The sequence below is a fragment of the Luteibacter aegosomatis genome (assembly GCF_023078455.1).
GTDB classification, from domain to species: domain Bacteria; phylum Pseudomonadota; class Gammaproteobacteria; order Xanthomonadales; family Rhodanobacteraceae; genus Luteibacter; species Luteibacter aegosomatis.
The window spans coordinates 898513-918316 of sequence record NZ_CP095740.1; the positions used below are offsets into that span (position 1 = coordinate 898513).

A 19804-nucleotide genomic window follows, 5' to 3' on the forward strand; every position below is an offset into this window, starting at 1 on the left:
GTAATATGTAGCGCCGTTTGCGAGGGGCGACGCTTGAACGGCCCATGAATCCTTGAGATTATTTCCAGTGAAAAGAAATACTTACGCAAAGAATGCCCCCAAGGAGCACGGTCTCGGCACGCGTGCCATTCATGCGGGCCAGTCTCCCGACCCGTCGACCGGCGCCATCATGACGCCGATCTACGCGACGTCAACGTACGTACAGAAAAGTCCTGGAAAGCATTCCGGCTTCGAGTACTCGCGCACCCAGAATCCGACCCGGATGGCTTACGAGGCCTGCGTGGCCTCGTTGGAAGGTGGCGTGCAGGGCTTTGCCTTCGCCTCCGGCCTGGCCGCCGCTTCCACGGTACTGGAGCTACTGGATGCCGGTAGCCACGTCATCGCCATGAACGACCTCTACGGCGGCACCTATCGTCTGTTCGAGCGCGTTAGGCGGCGGACGGCGGCCCTGGAGTTCGACTTCATCGATCTCAACGATCCGGCGGCGCTCAAGGCCGCGCTCAAGCCCAACACACGCATGATCTGGGCCGAGACGCCCACCAATCCCATGCTCCAGCTGGTGGACCTTGCCAAGGTGGCCGCGTTCGCGAAGAAGCATGGCCTGATCCTGGTCGTGGACAACACGTTCTGCTCGCCGATGCTGCAGCGCCCGATCGAATTTGGCGCCGACCTCGTGCTCCACTCGGCCACCAAATACCTCAACGGGCATTCCGACATCGTCGGTGGCATCGTCGTCGCCGCCAACGCCGAGCTTGCCGAGCAGATGGCGTTCCTGCAGAACTCGATCGGGGCGGTCGCCGGCCCGTTCGATGCCTTCCTGGCGATGCGAGGTCTGAAGACCCTGCATCTGCGGATGCGTCAGCACTGCGAGAGCGCCCTGGCCCTCGCTACCTGGCTGGAGAAGCACAAGGCCGTGGAGCGGGTGATCTACCCCGGCCTGCGCAGCCACGCCCAGCATGCGTTGGCACGCAAACAGATGAACGGCTTCGGCGGCATCATTTCGGTGGAGATCAAGGGCGGAAAGGCCCGTGCGCGCCGGGTCCTCGAGCGCTGCGAGCTTTTCGCGCTGGCCGAATCCCTGGGAGGTGTGGAGAGCCTGATCGAGCATCCGGGCATCATGACGCACGCCTCCATTCCGGCCGCCACGCGAAAGAAGCTAGGGATTTCCGATGGGTTGATTCGTCTTTCGGTGGGCGTGGAAGATCTCGCCGACCTCCGCGACGAACTCGAGTCCGTCCTGGCATGACCGGAACCCAGCTCAAGTCGGCCGCGCTTCGTGTTCCCATGCATCCGGCCGCTCCCTACGTGTCGCTCGCGCGTCATGCGCGGCTGATCTGGGAGCTCTGCCGTCGCGACGTCTCTGGCCGTTACCGCGGGTCTATGGGAGGCATGTTCTGGGCCTTCCTCAATCCGCTGCTGATGCTGGCGATCTACTCGTTCGTCTTCGGCTATATCTTCAAGTCGCGCTGGACATCCGCCGAGACGGGGCAGGTCAACTTCGCGATCATCCTCTTCATCGGCCTGATCATCAGCAATTTCTTCTCCGAATGCCTGAACCGGGCGCCGGTGTTGATCACGTCCAATCCGAACTACGTGAAGAAGGTGATCTTTCCGCTCGAAACGCTTTCGTGGGTGACGGTGGGAACGGGGCTGTTTCACGCGTTTGTCAGCACCATCGTGCTGGTCGTGGCACTCGTGGCGACGGGAACCACGGTGGCTCCCGCGGCATTGCTCTTTCCATTGCTCCTGCTGATCTTCCTGCCCATGGTGGCGGGAGTGACCTGGCTCTTTTCGGCGCTGGGCGTGTACTTCCGTGACACGCAGCAGATCATGATGGTGCTGACCACCTCTCTGGTGTTCCTCTCTCCCATCTTCTATCCGCGTACGAGCTTGCCGGAACAGTATCGCTGGTTGCAGTCGTTCAGTCCGCTGACGTACGTGGTCGAGACCGCGCGTGGCCTGATCCTGTGGAACCGCCTGCCCGCGGTCGACGACACCGTCGCCTATCTGGTCGCGTCCCTGCTGGTGTCCTGGCTCGGTTGGCTGGTTTTCAATGCCACGCGAAAAGGTTTTGCCGATGTCATCTGACGAACTGGTCATCGACGTTCGCGGGGTCAGCAAGCGCTACGAGATCTACGCCAAGCCCTCGGACCGGTTCAAGCAAATGGTCGCGTCCGGCGTGCGCCGGCTGACGCGTGGTCCCGAGGTGCGCTATTTCCAGGAATTCTGGGCATTGCATGGCGTGTCGCTACACGTGAACCGCGGCGAGTGCGTGGCGTTGATAGGACGCAACGGTTCCGGCAAATCGACGCTGCTGCAGATCATCGCCGGTACCGTATCGCCCACCGAAGGAGCGGCCACGGTGGACGGGCGGGTGGCTGCGCTGCTCGAACTCGGCTCGGGCTTCAATCCCGAGTTCACCGGGTTGGAGAACGTCTACCTCAATGCATCGTTGCTGGGACTTTCGCGCGAGGATGTCGACGCGCGCCTCGACGATATCCTGGCATTCGCCGATATCGGCGACTTCGTCCATCAACCCGTCAAGACGTATTCCAGCGGCATGACCGTTCGTCTGGCCTTCGCCGTGCAGGCGCAGATCGATCCCGACGTGCTCATCGTCGACGAGGCGCTAGCGGTGGGCGACGCCCGTTTCCAGGCCAAGTGCTTCGCCAGGCTAAAGGCCCTTCGCGAACGTGGCACGTCGATCCTACTGGTGACGCACTCGACCGAGCAGGTGGTAACGCACTGTGACAGGGCGATCCTGATCGACGGCGGGCACAAACTCGATGACGGCGAGCCGCGTCCCGTCGTCAATCGCTATCTCGACCTGTTGTACGGGCGTAAGCGCATCGAAGCCGCACCGAAGACGGGCGAGCATGCGGGCGACGCGACGGTCAACGCCCAGCTCATGGATTTCGATCCGGCATTCGGCGAACGCCACGAGCCGATGTTCAACGAGCGCCCCGCCTACAATCCCTATGAGCACCGTTGGGGGGACGGCCGCGCGGAACTGATGGATTTCGCGATCTTCAAGGGCGACGAAGCCTTTCCACCGGTGTTCCGCAGCGGCGGCGAGTTGTCGCTTTACGTGCGCTATCGATTCCACGCGGACATCACGCGACCGATCCTGGGCATCACGCTGAAGACCAAGGAAGGCGTGACCGTCTACGGTACGAATACGGAAATGGCCGCGATGGAGGGGGGCTTTCCCTCCGGTCGTCCGGACGAATCGGGCGTCATGCTGTGCCAGTTCGCGTTGAAGTGCGCCCCCGGCGATTATTTCCTTTCGGTCGGCATCGCCAGCCGTGACGGAAGCGGCGAAGCCGTGCCGCACGATCGTCGCTACGACGCCATCCATCTCTGTGTCGAACCGGACTCGCCCTTCATCGGCATCGCCGACCTGGGTGCCAGGATGCAATTTCTATGAAACCTTCTCTCGACGCGACGAAACGCCTGGGTGCCTATCGCTACGACGAGGCGTCGCTTTGCTGGTTCCGCCAGGACGAAGTGCACGACTGGGCTTACTCCGACGGTGACGCCGTGGAGGAAAATCTCTTCCGGCTCATCGCCTCGTGCAGCGATCGCTCAGTGTTGTCGGCCGAGCTGGCCGCCAAGATCATCGATTGGCCGACGCGCTATTACTTCAGTTCGCGACGCGCGAACCTGTTGCGCCCGCTGGAGGACATGCTTCGCGGTGACGTGCTGGAGATCGGTGCCGGTTGCGGTGCCATTACTCGGTACCTCGGCGAGACAGCGCGTTCGGTGGTGGCGATCGAGCCCTCCGCTCGTAGGGCGCGTGTCGCTGCGAAGCGATGCGAAGACCTGCCTGGCGTCGACGTGGTGGTCGACAACCTCGAAGCATTCGAGGGGAAGGGCGAATTCGACGTCGTGACGCTGATCGGCGTGCTCGAGTATGCCGAGCGTTTCGCCAAGCGACCGGATGCGGCCACGCATTGGTTGCAGTGCGCCCGTCGTTTGGTCAAGCCTGGCGGCGTACTGCTGGTGGCTATCGAGAACCAGCTGGGTCTGAAATATTTTGCGGGAGCGCCCGAAGATCACCTCGGACGGCCGATGCTCGGTTTGGCTGATCTGTACGGCACGAGTGGTGCGCGCACGTACGGCAAGGCCACGCTGGAGAACATGTTGCTGGAAGCCGGTTTCGCCGAGGTGGCGTTTGCCTTGCCTTTCCCGGATTACAAACTGCCGGTGTCGGTATTGCTCTCCCGAGACGGCGACGCCATGCCGGGCTTCGACGGCGGCGTGGCGCTCGCGGCGGCGTCCGTGACCAAGGATCCGCAGCTGGCGCGCCCTCCGCTGTTCGCGCTCGATCGTGCGTGGCGAGTGGCCGCGCAGAACGGGCTTCTCTCCGACGTCAGCAATTCATTCCTCGCCGTCGCCCATGCACGCCCGGCCGATACTCCCTTCGGCGCTACCAACACGAACGTATCGGGTTATCACTTCTCCACCGAGCGCGCCCCCCGATTCGCCAAGGAGGCAGTGTTCGAGCATGGCAGTGGTGGAAGCTGGGTCCGTCGGCGCTTCCTGGTCGATGCGGAGCGCAAGAGCGGTCAGTTCGAATGCCGTCCCAATGACGAGGCCTATGTCCACGGCCGGGCCGTTACCGACGAGCTGTACGAGATCCTTTTACGGGACGGCTGGCGGATTGAGGACGTCGGCGAGTGGATGCGCCGCTGGCTCGATGCCGTGGCCATGCATCTGGGCCTCGACGTCAATGCGCTGCAGCAGTCGTCGTACAGCGCGGAGATGGCTCTGCCGGGTGACGCTATCGACCTCGTGCCGCACAACCTCATCCAGGACGTCCACGGCCATCCGCGATTCATCGATCTGGAATGGCGGTCGGAGCAGTCGATTCCCCTTGGCTATCTGGCGTTTCGCGGATTGCTCGAGGTGGTGTCGGGCTGCGTGTCGGTGGCGCGGCCTTACGACGAACGGCATGCGAAAGTAAGCGAGTTCGTCGCTGACGCGATGCGACAGGGTGGCCGCGAACTCCTGTTGCTAGACACCGACATCGAACGGTATCTGAAGATGGAACGCGAGTTCCAGTCGCAGGTGTCGGGCCGACCGTCCGACCTTGCCCCCGAAGCCTTCGCCGCATCGATGATGCCGGTATCGGTGGCAAGTCAGGGCGAGGGTTCGCTATCGCCGTCCAGGGCGTCTTCGGCGGAGTTGGCGAACCACCTGTCCAGCCTGCAGCAGCAGCACGATGCGTTGCTCGAAGAGCATAGCCGGGTGGCACATTGGGGCCGGTCCGTCGATGGTGAACTCCATGAGCTTCGCGGCCGGTACGCGGCGCTGGTGAGTGAGCACGATGGTGTCGCCAAGTGGGCTACCGACCTGGACGATCAGCTCAAGGCTGCCAAGGGTCGGCTGGATGCCCTGGTTCAGCTCGCGGAAGACGATGGAGACGTGCAGGCCGCGATGCTCGGCGCTTACCTTCTTGAGCTCACCAACCTGCGCCGGGATCATGCCCTGGCCGTGCGCCGTGCAGAGCGCCTGGGCGCCGATCTTGCCGCCCTCGAACGCCGGGCGGCATCGGATTCGGATGCGAGCGGGATCCTGCGCGATCGGATCGGCTCCGCCGAAGCGAGAATTCGCGAGCTGTCGGAAAAGAACGAAAGCCTACTCAACGACCTGGATCGCATTCGGAAGCGCGACCACGGACTGGAGAAAGAGCTGTCCCGGCTGCGTCGTACCATGGGCATGGATGCGGAACGACCTTCAGGGCAAGCAGGCGATGCTTCTACCGTCGACGCGATGGATCCTTCGGTGTTGCGCAGGCTCGAGGCGCAATTGGTCGCCGCGAATGCCGCATCCGCGGCGAGCCGTGTTCGTGAAGAGCAGATCTCCGCCGATCTGACGAAGGCGCTTTCCCGCCTTGGAGACCTGGAGTGGGAGCTTTCAACGACTCGCAGGGATTTCGAGCAGGTCGTCCGCTCCCTCTCGTGGCGTCTGACCCGGCCGCTGCGATTTGGCATGCGCGTGGTGCGTAGGGACTGGAACGGTGTCGTGGCGTCGCTACGCGGGCGACCGTGGATACGTAGTCGCGCACTGAATTTCATAAGGGAGCCCGCAAAACGCTTTCTCATGCAGCGTTCTCAGCGCATCGCGCCGCTTCCCGACCTCATCGGCGAATCCGGGGTCGATCCGCGCTCGTTGCTGGATGGCGTCTCGTTTCCGGTGGTCGAGCATCCGGTCGTCAGTATCATCATTCCGGCATACGGCCGCCTCGACCACACCGCGGCGTGCGTTCGGTCGATCTTTCTCCATCTGCCGACGGTTCCGGTCGAAGTGATCGTCGCCGAAGACGCATCCGGCGACCCTGACATCGGTGCCCTCGCCGACGTACCCGGACTTCGTTATTACGAAAACCCGGTCAACCTCGGCTTCCTGCGATCCTGCAATCAAGCGGCGGCACGTGCTCGCGGGCACTACGTCTACTTCCTGAACAACGATACGGAAGTCACTGCTGGTTGGCTGGACGCACTGGTGGATACAGCTCGTCGCTGGCCTGATTGCGGCATGGTGGGCTCCAAGCTGGTTTATCCGGACGGGCGCCAACAGGAAGCAGGCGGTATCGTCTGGAAGGATGCCAGCGCCTGGAACTACGGTCGTCTCGACGATCCGTCGCGCAGCATCTACAACTACACGCGCGAGACCGATTACATATCGGGTGCGTCGATCATGCTTGAGCGGAGTCTCTGGGAGTCATTGGGTGGCTTCGACGAGTTGTACCTACCCGCTTACTGCGAAGACACCGACCTTGCCTTCAAGGTGCGAGCCGCAGGTCTCAAAGTAGTCTTCGAGCCCAAGTCAGTCGTCGTTCATTACGAAGGGGTTTCCCACGGCACAGACACGTCCGCAGGGATCAAAGCTTATCAGGTCGAAAACCTGAAAAAGCTTCGCGAGCGATGGCGTGACACTTTGGAAGGTGAGCATCTTGCCAATGCCGATCGCCCGTTTCTCGCGCGTGATCGAAGCCAATTGAAGAAGGTTGTACTTGTCATCGATCACTATATTCCTCAGCCTGATAGGGATGCTGGTTCGCGTGCCATCTATCAGCTGCTGATGCTGCTCGTCAAGCAAGGGTATTCGGTCAAGTTCTGGCCGGAGAATCTCTGGCACGATGAGTTATATGCCACTCCGTTGCAGGACGCTGGTGTGGAGGTTATGTACGGCGGAGAATATGTGGGCGACTTCGACCGATGGATCAGGGAGAACGGAAGATCTCTCCATGCCGTGATCTTCAGTCGGCCACACGTTAGTATGAATTTTATCGATAGCGTTGAGGAATATAGCCAAGCGCGACGCTTGTACTATGGACACGACATTCATCACCAGCGCCTTGCCGAAGAATTGAAAGTACTCCCGTCGGATGAAACGAAGGCGGAGATGGAGCGATTCCAGCAAATGGAAGAGGCGTTATGGACGCGGATGGATGCGGTTTATTATCCCTCGAACCTCGAGACCGAGTTCGTTAAGCGATGGGCGGCCGATCGCGGTAGCCAGGTGAACGCCCTGACGATCCCGCTATACGCTTATGAAGACGTCCCGGCGGATGTGGAAAAAAATCTTCCCGAGCGGGAAGGGATCCTCTTCGTAGCTGGTTTTGGACATCCGCCAAATGTCGATGGAGCGGTTTGGTTCGTTCAGAGCGTACTTCCGCATGTCCGGCGAGCACATCCAGGGGTAAAGGTGACTCTAGCTGGGTCCAATCCGTCGCCAGAGGTCATGGCGCTGGCTAGCGAAGACGTTTTCGTTACCGGATTCCTCAGCGACGACGTGTTGACCTCCCTGTATCGGTCTGCTCGCGTGGCGATAGCTCCGCTAAGGTTTGGCGGGGGGATGAAGGGCAAGGTGCTTGAAGCAATGCGTCATGGCTTGCCTCTGGTCACCACGTCTACTGGAATGCAGGGCCTCGCGAAGGCTGCGGACTTCGTATTCGCAAATGACGAGGCCATTGACTTTGCTTCCAGCGTTCTTCGGCTTCTCGATAGCGACGAGGAGTGGGTGCTACGCTCAAAGCGTTCCCAAGAGTTTTTGCTAAGGACATTTTCGGAGAAGGCTCTCTTTAATGTCATAAAGGAAGGGATGGAGTGAACATCGAAAGCCGGATCAATGGCAGGCGGGTCTTGTCGGAGCCGGTTGGCTCGTCAGCACATGATATGTTGTTCGTTGCAGTAGGCCGACTCAAGATCGCTGTGGCGCCTATTTTTTTCTTGGTGCTCCTGTTGTTGGGATGCAGCAAGGAAGGCGGTAGGCAAGCCTATCCTTCTCAGGAGCCTGCCGCACGGAGTCAGGCGCCTGAAAATTCGCCAAGTTCGATTAGAATCGTTGCCTTCGGGCCAACGAGCGCAAGGGTGGGGCAGCCGTTCAACCAACAGGCGAACAGGAGTTCCGCTATGTGGTTTAAGCTCGATAGAGCGGTCGACGGTCTAAACATCGTCTTGCGATTTGGCAGCCATACATTTCGTCCGGTAAGTCATGGCGATGTAGTGACGGTAGAGGTTCCTCCTGTCCTGATAAGCTCGCCAGGCAGTATTTCGATCATTGTCGAGATCGTACCCACGGTGGGTGCCATCGTCGATTCGAATGTAGTCGTGTTGCACGTTCAATAGTTCATAGAAGGGCGAGAGGATATGGGGCGCTCAATTTCGGTTGCGGAAGGTTTGGCCAAGCGAGAGGACAACTTCCTTCTGCTTCGGGTAGTGGCAGCCGTGCTGGTGATTTACGGGCATAGTTTCTACCTCGCGCCTCATGGTTCTGCGAAAGAGGTCTTTACCGCATCTGGATGGGGTATCTATAGCGGCGCCATCGCCGTGGATATGTTTTTCGTGATAAGCGGCTTCATGGTGGCGGGAAGCTTTATTCGGCAGCCCGACTTATGGGAATTCATGAAGGCGCGACTACTTCGGATTCTCCCCGGGTATCTGGCCTGCCTGTTAATCATCAGCATGGTCATGGGGGCTCTGTTTACATCGCTTCCGTTGAAAGAATATTTCCGCGATCCGGACGTTTGGGCATATGTCAGGAAAAACCTGCATTTTTCGTCGGACATGCGGTTTTCCCTTCCCGGGGTCTTCGCAACTCATCCCCACGATGCGGTAAACGGCAGTCTATGGACCTTGCCTGCGGAATTCAGGATGTATGTGTTTGTCGCCGTGCTCGGTTCCTTAGGAATACTCGCGCGGCGATGGTTGGTTGCCTCGGTTATCCTGGGGTTGCTTATCACGGGCATATGCTGCCCGTGGAATCTGCCCTTGCATCCTGACTGGATTCGTCTAGGAGGCTATTTCTCCCTGGGCATTCTTATCTTTACCTTCAAGGATGAGATAAGAATTAGCTCGGCAGGGCTCCTGTCCGCAATTTTCGCCGTGTATCTCTGCCGTGGGCTGGATGCCTACGGTTTCGTCTTTGCGATCGCACTTTGTTATTTCTGTTTTTGGTTTGCTTACATTCCCCGCCTGCCTCGTATGGATGCTTGGGGTGATCCCTCGTACGCCATTTACCTGTGGGGTTGGCCAATACAGCAGATGTTTGTGCACTTCTTCCCTGAGCTGCCGTCGTTGGCTAATTTTGCTTTGTCTTCGTGTACGGCGATTATTTTTGGATACCTGTCCTGGTACTTGATCGAAAAGCCCTGCCTTCGTCTGAAGCACGTCTTTTCGCGCAAATCTCCAGTCGTGGCCAGATAGCCGAAGTCGCCTCAGCGATAGCCCTAATGTGTCCCATGTCTTCTCGAGTTCGACTCCAGTGAAATTATCGGGCGGGTCCGGTCGAATGAATCAGGGATCAGCAAGCCTCTAATGGCCATCAAGAACATAGTTCCAGTGACGCGATATTTTGGCATGTCTCGTCGATGGTGGTTCGCGGTGCTGCCTGCCTGGATACTCGTGCGCCCCGCTCCCGGACAAAACGGGGAGGCTTAGCTCTTTACTCCATAATTGATCCGCTTTAGTGCGAGACCAAGTCCCTACGTTAGCGTAGCCCGGTTATCTAGAAATGGTCGCGTTCTTAGCGGTGTTGCGGATTCTTATATACGTTCATGCAATACAGCGCCGTATGGTAAGCGCAGCGCTGTGAAGCGACTTGGTCGTCCGCGTTGTCCCTCGCCCAGACGTCTATGACAGGAAGAGATGTATTGCCGAAGCGACCGAGTTCTTCATCACCCGTTCGCTGGACGCTTTTGGGGAACAGGAGTCTCAATGGCGATTTGGCTGCCCTTTCAAAATTTCCCGTCTGCGCGAGGCCGCAAAGGTCATTCGTCCAAACGGAACTTCCGGCCAAGAATGAGACCATTCCTATTTCGCATACGCGTATATAGCTGGGGCCAAAGCCAGGAAGATCGAATATGCCGTTGCCCTTGTGCAACGAAGCGAGGTTGGCGTAGGCAACGCCCCTTGACCCTTCGGAGGGGCCTTTGCTGAGATTCCAGGGCAGGTTATCGCTAGGAAAGGCAAAAGCCGTGCACCATGCAAGAAACATTACGGCGGAAGTGACCGGAACGAACAAATATCTCCGGTGACGCCGCGCCAACCACACGCTGCCGATAGCAATGAGCAGTACGCAGCAAGTCAGTATGTTCTCGTAGTACCAAAGAAAGCCCGCCGGCAGGCGATAGAGTACAAGGCTCGCAACGACAATGGGAAACAAACCGCGCCGTCCCAGTATTCTAAAGGCGAATATGGCGGATGCAACGAGAACGATGCCGCCGACTATGTTCGGTAGCGTCGCCCGATAATTCATGCCGGTTAGTACGGCACCCATTCGCCCCGGCAACGAAGTAAGAAAGCGCTCGTCCGTAAATTGGTGACTTTGGCCGGAGAGCAATTTCGCCCAAACCGTCGTCGGAATGAAATAGACTCGAGTTGCAAGGCAAAGTCCGACGTAAACGATCGCCACCACGGCGAAACCTAAGCTCGCCCCGCGTATCCACGACGTTATGGGGCGCTGGCTGATAGCGGTCAGGGCAAAGACGCAACCGAGAATTCCCAGATCCGGGCGAGCGAGGATAGCTACCATCGCAAACGCCCCCATGGCGAACGCATGACGACGGCACACCGCTTCGGCAAGCGCAGCGAGCGCTATCAAGACGATGCTTCCTTCCATTTCGAAGAAGCTGTGCGTCGCCAGGCCTATGCCCCAGTATAGGATCAGCAAAACCCATGCCCTGGCTGCGGCCCCGGACGACCTGGAGAACAACCAGTAAACGCCGGCCACGGCAATCTGGAGAGACGCAGCGACAGCCAATACGACGGCCGCCCCCTGCAGCGTACGAAGCGGCACCCACAGCTTTGCGAGCGCAGCGGCGATGCTCAGGAAGAACAGTCTTAGCGGCGACGAAGAAAGGAGCGCGTGGGAGTCGGCAGGCAGGTAGTAGTTGGCGTCGAAGTGCTCTGCAACGTTCGCGGCATTGTGCAAGTAGATGAATGTGTCGTCGTAGAACGAGGTCCTGCCCGCGACGTATCGATAGTACACATAGCCCAGTACGGCGTTTACCGCGACGAACGCCAGTAGATTGATGGCGAAAGAGATTTTTTGGCGGTTCATGAGGCGGAATCCTAAGGCTGGATAAGAGGCCTATGGCCTTCCGTGTTGAAAACGAAGCGACGATCGAGGAAGTACTTCACGGTATACCCGATGGTCAGGCCTACCGCCGCGCCGACGTAACGGTACGCATCGCCGAGAACATGATCGAATCCCCATTCGATCAGCCAGAAGACCAGTGTAGTGACGAGCCCCATCGCCGTGTACATGGTTGCGGTGCGGGCCTCATGTGCAGTGCTGTCGCTTTTATGCCGAAAGATCCAGTTTCGATCGAGCAGGTACTTTACGCACAGCCCCACGCCCGTGCCGACGACCATGGCCGCGAGCAAGGCGAACTGTCCGCGATACGCTCTCGAAGCGAGCGCCTGGGCGCCGATATTCGCAACCATGGAAACAATGCAGAAGCTCGCGTAGAGAGCGATGAATCGAAGCTGTTTCACAGCGACAGGCGCCTGAAGACCGAGGTGGGAATGGTTCGGATCACCAGCATGATCCCTGCCCAGAACCAAGGCAGGTAAGCGACAGGCCGGCCCTTTTCTATGGCCTTCACGATCCCCTTTGCGACCTGTTCGGGCTTGGCCCACAAGGGGCCCTTCTTGAAGTCCTTCGTCATGGGGCTGTCGACGAAGCCGGGTTTGATCGTCGTCACGCGGACGCCGTACTTCGCAAGCCGCTGGTCGAGCCCGCTCATGAATGCGTTTACCGCCGCTTTTGCCGAGCCGTACAAGTAGTTACTCGATCTTCCGCGATCACCTGCCACCGAAGATATGACGGCCAGGCTTCCTGATCTTGCGCTTTGCATGCGATTTGCTATGACGGTGAGAAGCGCAATGGTCGATGTCGCGTTGGTATTGAATTCTCTAATGGCTACGTCTGCGTCAGCCTCGCATCTTGCTTGGTCAGGCAACGTGCCGTGCGCAAGGAGCACGACGTCCCATCCTCCCAGGATGTTCAAGGCGTGGGCGACCACCGCCTCATGACGCGCCAATTCGTTCACATCGAGCTGTTCGTGAGTGACGCTGGCTCCACGAGCAGAGAGATCTGCAGCGATGACTTCTAGGCGTTCCTGATTGCGTGCGATGAGGTGAAGCTTCGCGCCACGCCGGGCGTAGATGCGCGCGGTGGCCTCGGCAATGGCGGATGTCGCACCGATGATTAGAATTTTCTGCATGGTCACTCCGAAACCCTACGCCAGAAGCTTGAAGATATCCCAGGGTCGATGAATGCACCGAAGGCCTTCCAATGGGGGAAATAAGTACGAAAGTGTGGCCCCGACATTCGCGCATCCTTGGCAGGGTAAACGGCACCGCCCGCGTCGGCGACGACGTCATCGAGACGCCTAAGCAGGTCGAATGTCGTCTTTCCCTCGTTCGGGAAATCCAGCGCCAGCGTCGTGCCCGGACGGGGGAAAGAAAGCATGCCTCGCGACGGGGACTGTCCAAACTGTTTCAGTACCGCGAGGAACGACCCCGTGCCCGACCGCGAAATCTCCTTGATGAGTTCGGCCATGCCGTCGAAGGCGAATTGTGGCGGAATCACGCATTGATATTGGAGAAATCCACGAGGACCGTATGCCCGGTTCCAGTTGACTACGCTGTCCAGCGGGTAGAAGAACGGCTCGTAGTGGACGGTCGAGTGCTCGACGCGCTTTCGCTGGCGATGGTAGTACAGGTGGTTGAATGCCTTCAGGCTAAGCGAATTGATCAGTGAGAAGGGTGGGGTCAGTGGAACCGACAGGCGCCTGCCGGATGGCAGCGGCCGCATGTCGGGATTGGCCGGAGCATGATTCGCGCGGCTGAACAGTCCTCGTCCCAATGCCTTGCCTGAAGCGACGCAGTCGATCCAGGATACGGTGTATTCGTAATCCGAGTCGGATGCATCTGAAATAGAGAAGAACTCTTCAAGACTTTCAAATCGATGCGTTTCCGATGCCATCCAGGGGCCCGCGATTCGCCGCAGTTGGATCCGTGCCCATGTGACGAGCCCGGTAAGCCCCAGGCCACCGATGGTGGCCGCGAACCAATCCGCGTTCTCCTCCGGAGTGCACAGAAGACGTGAGCCATCGGTACGCAGCAATTCAAAAGCGATAATGTGGTGACCAAACGTGCCTGCTCGATGGTGGTTCTTTCCATGTACATCGTTGGCTATGGCTCCGCCGACAGTAACGAAGCGGGTTCCTGGCGTGACCGGCAAAAACCATCCTTGCGGAACGACCAGGTCCAAGATATCCGCAAATTGCACGCCGGTTTCGCAAGTGACGACGCCGGTAGACGGATCGAACGCGATGAAACGATCCAGATTCTTCGTGGACAGGAGTATGCCGCCATCGTTCAGGCAACTGTCCCCATAGCTTCGGGCATTGCCCAAAGGCAGCACCGGGAGCTGAGCGGGCGGTAACGGCGCGAGCCTGTCTGAGAGCGGCACGACACGTTCCGAGGTCACCGGGTAGCGTCCCCATGATCGGCCGGCTGCCATCAGATGGACAATGCGATAATGATGGCGGCCACGACGCCAAGGATGCGGCTCGTGTTGTCCATCACAGCGAACACGACGGGGTCATCGTGCATCACGCCACGATGCGCAATGGCCCAAGTTCGGCTGATCCAGTAGAGGAGCAAAGGGCAAAGCATCCACAGATAGTGCGGGTGTCGATACAGCATGCTGCTTGCCGTGCTTTCGATATAGAGCGCCAGCACGAGCACGGCGAGATACCCGCTGGAACTGCCCATCGACTGAATCAAAGGAATGTCTTCGACGTCATAGCCTCGTCCGCTCGCGGTGACTTCTCCGCGCGACTGGAGGCCGAGCAGCTCGGTGTAGCGCTTCACCATCGCCAGGCTCAGGAAAATAAACATGGAGAAGGCGAGGAGCCAAAAGGATGGCGCCGTCTGTGTTGCCGAAGCCCCAGCAAGAATGCGGCTGGTGTAAAGCATCGCCAGCACCACCACGTCCAACATCATGATGCGTTTCAATTTGAAGGAGTAAGCGGTCGTCAGGATGTAATAACAAAGCAGTATGGCGGTGAATTGGGTGGATACCACGAATGCAAGGGCGAAGCCTGCGAAGAGAAGCGCAAAGGCCAGAACGGGTCCTGCGACGACCGGAAGGGTTCCCGCTGCAAACGGCCTGTTGCGTTTGCGATGATGTTTTCTGTCGGACGGCAAATCCAGGAGATCGTTGGTCAGGTAGACGCTTGATGCGCAGAGCCCGAACGCAAGGAAGCCAAGCACTGCATTGGTGAGTGCTCCAACGTCGAAAATCCGGTGCGCGGCGATCAGGGGCAGGAACACCAGCAGATTCTTGATCCACTGATGAATTCGAATGGCTTTCGCCCAAGCCTTCATCCCTCCACCCGGTACGCCGAAGCGGCGTTCCACGCGGGCAACCTTTGAGGCAGCCGATGAAAGGGTCGTGCCCCTCTCGACGACGTAGGCAAAGCGAGCATGTTTCCAGACGGCGATGTCTACCGGTGCGTTGCCGATATAGTCGAATCCGTGTTGTCCAAATCGCTCGACCAAGGCTTCCGCTTTCCGGCTGCCCGACAGGTTGACGTGTCCATCGCTCGCCAGAACGTCATCAAAGATGGCTACATGTTGCGCGACCGGTGCGGTGAGGCGCATGTCCGACGCCGTACAAAGAATAAGGGGCCTGTGCGTTCGCTCGTTGCGGAGCCATGCCAAAAGTTCTTCGTTATACGGCAGAGAGCTGGCGTCAAGACTCACACGTATCGCTATCTGCTTCTTGAGATAGGCTTTCCCCCGCATGAGCCATATCAACATGCTGAAGATCATGAGAGGGTGTTGGGAAATGAGCGCGAGCGCTGACTCCACCAGCAAATCAGAGCGGATCAGGGTGCCATCCAGGTCGACACATAGGGGGGTGCTTTCTTGTGCCATTTCTTCCGTTTTTCGCCGGTGTCATGAGTAGATGTTGTAGCACTTCGCAGAGATATCGACCTGACAGAGGAGAGTATTTCCCAGGTGAGCCCCCAACTGCCGAGGTTCAATAGTTCAGCCGAGCGCCGATTCCAGCTCCGGAAGGATCTTGAAGAGGTCCCCCACCAGGCCGATGTCGGCGATCTCGAAGATCGGCGCCTCGCCGTCCTTGTTGATGGCGACGATCGTGCCGGCATCCTTGATGCCCGTCAGGTGCTGGATGGCGCCCGAGATGCCCACGGCGATGTAGAGCTCCGGCGCGATAATCTTGCCGGTCTGGCCGACTTGCATCTCATTGGGAACGTAACCGGCGTCCACCGCCGCGCGCGACGCGCCCACGGCGGCGCCGATCTTGTCGGCGAACTTGTAGACGATCTCGAAGTTTTCTTTCGAGCCGACGCCACGCCCACCGGACACCACCTTCGGCGCGCCCTGCAGGTCGGGGCGGTCGCTCTTGCCCTGCTGCAGGTTCACGAACCGGGTATGAGAGGGCAGGGCGACGTCGAGCGACAGGGCCTCGATCGACGCGGAACCGGTCGAGGCGGCGGCCGGCCAGGAAGCCGTGCGAATCGTGGCCACGACCGTCACGGAGGTATCGGCCTCCACGGTCACGATGGCGTTGCCGGCATAAATGGGACGCTTGAACGTGTGCGAGCCTTCCACGGCCATCACGTCGCTCACCTGCGACACCCCCAGCAGGGCGGCGACGCGGGGGGCCACGTCCTTGCCGAAGGTGGTCGACGGGGCGAATACGTGCGAGTAGCCGGCGGCCGCCTTGGCGATCTGCGGGGCGAGCACCGCCGCCAGGGCGTGAGCGTTTTCGGGACGGCTCACGGTGAGCACCTTGCCCACGCCATCGATCTTCGCCGCGTTGGCGGCGACGGCGTCGGGCGCGTCGGACAGCACGATGACGTCGATGGATTCGGGCTTGACGGCAGCGGCCGCGCTCACGGCGCGCGCGGTCGAGGCATTGAGCTTGCCGTCCAGGTGTTCGGCGATAACGAGGATCTTGGTCATGTCGATTCTCCGATGGGCCGCCTTACAGCAGGCCCTTCTCCTTGAGGACGGCGACGAGTTCGGCGGCGTCCTTCACCATCACGCCCTTGCTGCGCTTGGAGGGCGCCGCATAGTGGGTGGTCTTGAGGTGGTCGGCGGCATCGACGCCGAGCGAACCCAGCTCGATCACGTCGATGGGCTTGCTCTTGGCCTTCATGATGTCGGGCAGCTTGATGAAGCGCGGCTCGTTGAGGCGCAGGTCGGTGGTGATCACGGCGGGAAGGTCGGCCTCGATGGTTTCCAGGCCGGCGTCGACCTCCCGGGTGACCGTGGCCTTGCCGTCGGCGATCTCGACTTTGCCGGCGAACGTGGCCTGGGGGCGGTCCCACAGCGCAGCCAGCATCTGGCCGGTCTGGTTGGCGTCGTCGTCGATCGCCTGCTTGCCCAGGATGACCAGGCCCGGCTGCTCTTTTTCGACCAGCTTCAGGAAGGTCCGGGCAGCGGTCAACGGAGAGACGGCGTCGGCCGTTTGAATGTGAATGGCGCGGTTGGCCCCCATGGCCAGGCCGTTGCGGAGGTGGGCGGTCAGGTCGGAAGGACCGATGCCCACCACCACGACCTCGTCGGCGACGCCCTTTTCGCGCAGGCGAAGGGCTTCCTCGAGGGCGATGTCGTCGAAGGGATTGGCGGAGAGCTTCACGCCGTCGGTGACCACGCCGGTGCCATCGGGCTTGACCTGGATGCGCACGTTGTAGTCCACGACGCGCTTGTAGCCGACCAGAATCTTCATTCTCGGTTCCTGTTCGTAGGGGCGTTCGCCGCTTGCGCGGCCGCCTCGGGGTTGACCCGCCATTCTAGCGAATCTTCGGCTCTCGGTATGACGCGGCGCGAGATAGGCCTTGGCACGTCGGCGCCTCGCGCGGAGGACGTGGCGGACTGCCCCTTGGAGGGAGGGGAGCTTTTTTTGAGCAAGCCGCGCTGCTCTTGTCAAGAGCCTGGGTGGTGAAATAGATGCGTATGCGATATTTGCTGCCGAAATTACATCTTTGTCTGGTATGGTCAGTGCGTCATCCACATGACGGAAGGATGGCAACGAGGGCAGGTCGTTGCGCAAGGGATAGGGGAGAGGTATGCAAAACGTGGTCGGATCTGCCGCTCGTCCGGGCGGCTCGCGGAGCATGTCGTCCTGGGCCAAGGGCGCATCGGGCTGTGTCGTCCTGATTGCGCTGTCCTGGGTACTGGACCGCTATTCCCTTCGTCTCGATTGGGGGGCTTATCTCTTTTCCCGGGGATTCTTCGCTGGCATCCTGCCCTTGCTGGCGGTCTACGGCATCTTGCTGGCCATCACGAATCGCCCTTGGCTAGCCTCGCTCCTGCAAGCGGCTCTCCTGGTCGCCCTATTCGTGGCGAACATGAAAAAGGTCGAGTACCTGCACTCGACCGTCATGCCGACCGATTATTTCTTCGTCAAGGGGCTCGATACGTCGAGCATCACTTTGCTGGGGCATTACGTCGATGTGCCAGTGGTATCCGCGTCGGCTGTCGTACTCCTTGGTGTCGCGGTGCTCGGGTGGCGTTATGAAGCGCCCATTTTCAAGAATCACAGGCTCGCTCGCGCTACGTCGCTCATCGCGAGCATAGCGCTCGGATGGTGGCTGCTTTCGGCCAGCAGGTTTGTCGAGCGGGTGTACGACGAAGATGCACTCGGCATCACCTACCAATCCATGGCGAGCCAGTTGCATGCGGGATTGCTTAGTTCCCTTGTCTATTGGAACCTTGCAAATCAAAAGGCGCTAGACGTTCAGCCCGATCCGGTGGCGGCAGGCGAGCTCCTGGCCTTGGAGAAGGCGACGTTTCCTCCCGGCGTCGCGGAAGGATCAGGCGCCGCGACGGCACCCGATATCGTCGTGGTCCAGAGCGAATCCTTTTTCGACCCCGCCCTCATGCAGGGTGTCGACACGGACGAACTCCTGCCCCATTTGCATCGCGCCCAGAGGGAAACGGGCGTGCGGGACATGACCGTACCCACCTTCGGCGGTGGCACCCTTCGATCGGAATTCGAGTTCCTCACCGGCATTCCGCTGGAAGCCTATCCGGATTTGCAATTTCCTTACCTCCAGATATCCAAACCGAGGATCGAAGGCATCGTCAGTGCATTGAACGACGCGGGATATTCGACGACTGCCATTCATCCCAACAGCGGGCAATTCTGGAACCGGCGAGCCACCTTCCAGGCCATGGGATTTCAGAAGTTCATCGCGAGGAAGGCGTTTCCTTCTTCCGCCTATGGCGATGGCCTATACCTTTCCGATCGGTCGATGACGGACCAGATCATCGACTCTCTCGAGAAATCGCATTCGCCCAGCTTTATCTTCGCCATCAGCATCGAGGCGCACGGGCCATATCGGCACATGCCCGTGCGAAACGAAGCGGAGCGGGCGGCCCGATCCGTTCCCGCGGCATGGCCCGATAAGGCCGCCGACGAATTCCGAACTTACACGTACCACATCAGGCATGCGGACGAAGAGCTTGGACGCCTTTGGACTTACCTGAAACAGCGAAGGCGGCCTTACTTACTGGTCTTTTATGGCGATCACCTGCCGGGCCTCGAGTTCGTTTACCAGGCGGGCGGTTTCAGGAATGGGCTCTCTCCTTACGAGCAGAACGTTCCCTGGGTCATCCTGAGCAGCGAGCCGCCAGTCGATTCCATGTCGCCGCGTCACATTTACGCATGGATGCTGGCGGACGAGATCTTCCGCCAGGCAGGACTTCGGGAGCCCAGCTATTTCCGTGTCGTCGGTAACGCGGGGCGGCTGCTCGAGCAAGGGGGCGGGGCGCCACGGCAAGAGATACGCCCAGGGCTCCAGTCGGTGGCGCGCATGCGTCTCGCGGGTCGGTTCGATGCGTTCTATGGAAGTCAAGCGCATGAGGACTGATCGGCGTTTCCTCCCTAAGGCATTCGACGTCGTGCTCACGGCGGCGGCCCTGATCGTTCTTTGCGTCGCATGGAGGCCGCGGGTCACGCTCATCGTGAGCCCCACGCGCCTTCCGGCCTGCCAAACCGTTCCCGTTTCGGTGGATATCGCATGGAATGCCCCGTATGCCCGGTCGGTGGGTATTCTGATCTATCAATTGGGAGACGAGCCGAAGCTCTGGCTCGCGACCGCGGCGCAGGGAAGCGCGAAAACCGGTCCCTGGATAATGGATGGAACGACGGTTCTTCTGACGGATCAAGACGGAAGGCGACTGGCTCGACGAACGTTGGAGTCAGAGAAATGCCCGTTGCCGGTCACGGCCGCCCAGTGACG

At 59.8% G+C, this 19804-nt stretch carries 15 protein-coding genes; 8 read left to right on the forward strand and 7 right to left on the reverse strand.

Annotation, left to right across the window (positions count from 1 at the left end):
- Positions 1-169: 169 nt before the first annotated feature.
- From L2Y94_RS03990 to L2Y94_RS04015, 6 genes are read left to right on the forward strand one after another with little or no spacing between them, the layout of a single operon-like run.
- Positions 170-1246 (forward strand): trans-sulfuration enzyme family protein, encoded by a 1077-nt coding sequence (locus tag L2Y94_RS03990; protein ID WP_247375114.1) that lies wholly within the window; start codon positions 170-172, stop codon positions 1244-1246.
- Positions 1243-2088 carry an ABC transporter permease gene (locus tag L2Y94_RS03995; RefSeq protein WP_247373263.1) on the forward strand — a complete coding sequence of 282 codons (846 nt, stop codon included), beginning with the start codon at positions 1243-1245 and terminating at the stop codon, positions 2086-2088. The genes L2Y94_RS03990 and L2Y94_RS03995 overlap by 4 nt, the downstream gene beginning before the upstream one ends.
- Complete coding sequence (locus tag L2Y94_RS04000) at positions 2078-3427, forward strand: ABC transporter ATP-binding protein (protein WP_247373264.1); 1350 nt, start codon at positions 2078-2080, stop codon at positions 3425-3427. Before L2Y94_RS03995 ends, L2Y94_RS04000 begins: the two co-directional genes overlap by 11 nt.
- Positions 3424-8118 carry a glycosyltransferase gene (locus L2Y94_RS04005; RefSeq protein ID WP_247373265.1) on the forward strand — a complete coding sequence of 1565 codons (4695 nt, stop codon included), beginning with the start codon at positions 3424-3426 and terminating at the stop codon, positions 8116-8118. The genes L2Y94_RS04000 and L2Y94_RS04005 overlap by 4 nt, the downstream gene beginning before the upstream one ends.
- Entirely contained in the window at positions 8115-8636 is a 522-nt protein-coding gene (locus L2Y94_RS04010) for a hypothetical protein (RefSeq protein WP_247373266.1), read from the forward strand. Before L2Y94_RS04005 ends, L2Y94_RS04010 begins: the two co-directional genes overlap by 4 nt.
- A 21-nt stretch (positions 8637-8657) precedes the next feature.
- Complete coding sequence (locus L2Y94_RS04015; RefSeq protein WP_247373267.1) at positions 8658-9713, forward strand: acyltransferase family protein; 1056 nt, start codon at positions 8658-8660, stop codon at positions 9711-9713.
- Between the two features lie 319 nt (positions 9714-10032).
- Here the strand turns inward: L2Y94_RS04015 and L2Y94_RS04020 are convergent, their stop codons facing one another.
- The 7 genes from L2Y94_RS04020 to L2Y94_RS04050 form a co-directional block, all read right to left on the reverse strand.
- Positions 10033-11568: a hypothetical protein gene (locus L2Y94_RS04020; protein ID WP_247373268.1), complete on the reverse strand. Its 1536-nt coding sequence runs from the start codon at positions 11566-11568 to the stop codon at positions 10033-10035.
- Positions 11569-11579: 11 nt separating this feature from the next.
- Entirely contained in the window at positions 11580-12005 is a 426-nt protein-coding gene (locus L2Y94_RS04025) for a GtrA family protein (RefSeq protein WP_247373269.1), read from the reverse strand.
- On the reverse strand, positions 12002-12736 hold the full coding sequence (locus L2Y94_RS04030; protein ID WP_247373270.1) for an SDR family oxidoreductase: 735 nt from the start codon (positions 12734-12736) through the stop codon (positions 12002-12004). Before L2Y94_RS04030 ends, L2Y94_RS04025 begins: the two co-directional genes overlap by 4 nt.
- Positions 12737-12738: 2 nt before the next feature.
- Positions 12739-14040 (reverse strand): FAD-binding oxidoreductase, encoded by a 1302-nt coding sequence (locus L2Y94_RS04035; protein WP_247373272.1) that lies wholly within the window; start codon positions 14038-14040, stop codon positions 12739-12741.
- Positions 14040-15461: a UbiA family prenyltransferase gene (locus L2Y94_RS04040; protein WP_247373273.1), complete on the reverse strand. Its 1422-nt coding sequence runs from the start codon at positions 15459-15461 to the stop codon at positions 14040-14042. Before L2Y94_RS04040 ends, L2Y94_RS04035 begins: the two co-directional genes overlap by 1 nt.
- A gap of 114 nt (positions 15462-15575) precedes the next feature.
- Positions 15576-16517, reverse strand: coding sequence for an electron transfer flavoprotein subunit alpha/FixB family protein (locus tag L2Y94_RS04045; RefSeq protein WP_247373274.1), 942 nt, complete (start codon positions 16515-16517; stop codon positions 15576-15578).
- A gap of 22 nt (positions 16518-16539) precedes the next feature.
- The gene (locus tag L2Y94_RS04050) at positions 16540-17286 is read right to left on the reverse strand and encodes an electron transfer flavoprotein subunit beta/FixA family protein (RefSeq protein WP_247373275.1); all 747 of its coding nucleotides are present in this window, start codon (positions 17284-17286) and stop codon (positions 16540-16542) included.
- Between the two features lie 340 nt (positions 17287-17626).
- On the opposite strand from L2Y94_RS04050, the gene L2Y94_RS04055 reads away from it, so the two are divergent.
- Both L2Y94_RS04055 and L2Y94_RS04060 read left to right on the forward strand, forming a co-directional pair.
- Entirely contained in the window at positions 17627-19432 is a 1806-nt protein-coding gene (locus L2Y94_RS04055; protein ID WP_247373276.1) for an LTA synthase family protein, read from the forward strand.
- The gene (locus L2Y94_RS04060) at positions 19422-19802 is read left to right on the forward strand and encodes a hypothetical protein (protein WP_247373277.1); all 381 of its coding nucleotides are present in this window, start codon (positions 19422-19424) and stop codon (positions 19800-19802) included. The genes L2Y94_RS04055 and L2Y94_RS04060 overlap by 11 nt, the downstream gene beginning before the upstream one ends.
- The last annotated feature ends 2 nt before the right edge of the window (positions 19803-19804 follow it).

Excerpts from the sequence above, each read along its gene's own strand:
- L2Y94_RS03990 (WP_247375114.1), top strand. The coding sequence starts at position 170 with ATGACGCCGATCTACGCGACGTCAACGTACGTACAGAAAAGTCCTGGA.
- L2Y94_RS04035 (WP_247373272.1), bottom strand. The coding sequence starts at position 14,040 with ATGGCAGCCGGCCGATCATGGGGACGCTACCCGGTGACCTCGGAACGT.
- L2Y94_RS04030 (WP_247373270.1), bottom strand. The coding sequence starts at position 12,736 with ATGCAGAAAATTCTAATCATCGGTGCGACATCCGCCATTGCCGAGGCC.
- L2Y94_RS04000 (WP_247373264.1), top strand. The coding sequence starts at position 2,078 with ATGTCATCTGACGAACTGGTCATCGACGTTCGCGGGGTCAGCAAGCGC.
- L2Y94_RS04020 (WP_247373268.1), bottom strand. The coding sequence starts at position 11,568 with ATGAACCGCCAAAAAATCTCTTTCGCCATCAATCTACTGGCGTTCGTC.
- L2Y94_RS04055 (WP_247373276.1), top strand. The coding sequence starts at position 17,627 with ATGCAAAACGTGGTCGGATCTGCCGCTCGTCCGGGCGGCTCGCGGAGC.
- L2Y94_RS04040 (WP_247373273.1), bottom strand. The coding sequence starts at position 15,461 with ATGGCACAAGAAAGCACCCCCCTATGTGTCGACCTGGATGGCACCCTG.
- L2Y94_RS04005 (WP_247373265.1), top strand. The coding sequence starts at position 3,424 with ATGAAACCTTCTCTCGACGCGACGAAACGCCTGGGTGCCTATCGCTAC.
- L2Y94_RS03995 (WP_247373263.1), top strand. The coding sequence starts at position 1,243 with ATGACCGGAACCCAGCTCAAGTCGGCCGCGCTTCGTGTTCCCATGCAT.
- L2Y94_RS04060 (WP_247373277.1), top strand. The coding sequence starts at position 19,422 with ATGAGGACTGATCGGCGTTTCCTCCCTAAGGCATTCGACGTCGTGCTC.
- L2Y94_RS04015 (WP_247373267.1), top strand. The coding sequence starts at position 8,658 with ATGGGGCGCTCAATTTCGGTTGCGGAAGGTTTGGCCAAGCGAGAGGAC.
- L2Y94_RS04045 (WP_247373274.1), bottom strand. The coding sequence starts at position 16,517 with ATGACCAAGATCCTCGTTATCGCCGAACACCTGGACGGCAAGCTCAAT.
- L2Y94_RS04050 (WP_247373275.1), bottom strand. The coding sequence starts at position 17,286 with ATGAAGATTCTGGTCGGCTACAAGCGCGTCGTGGACTACAACGTGCGC.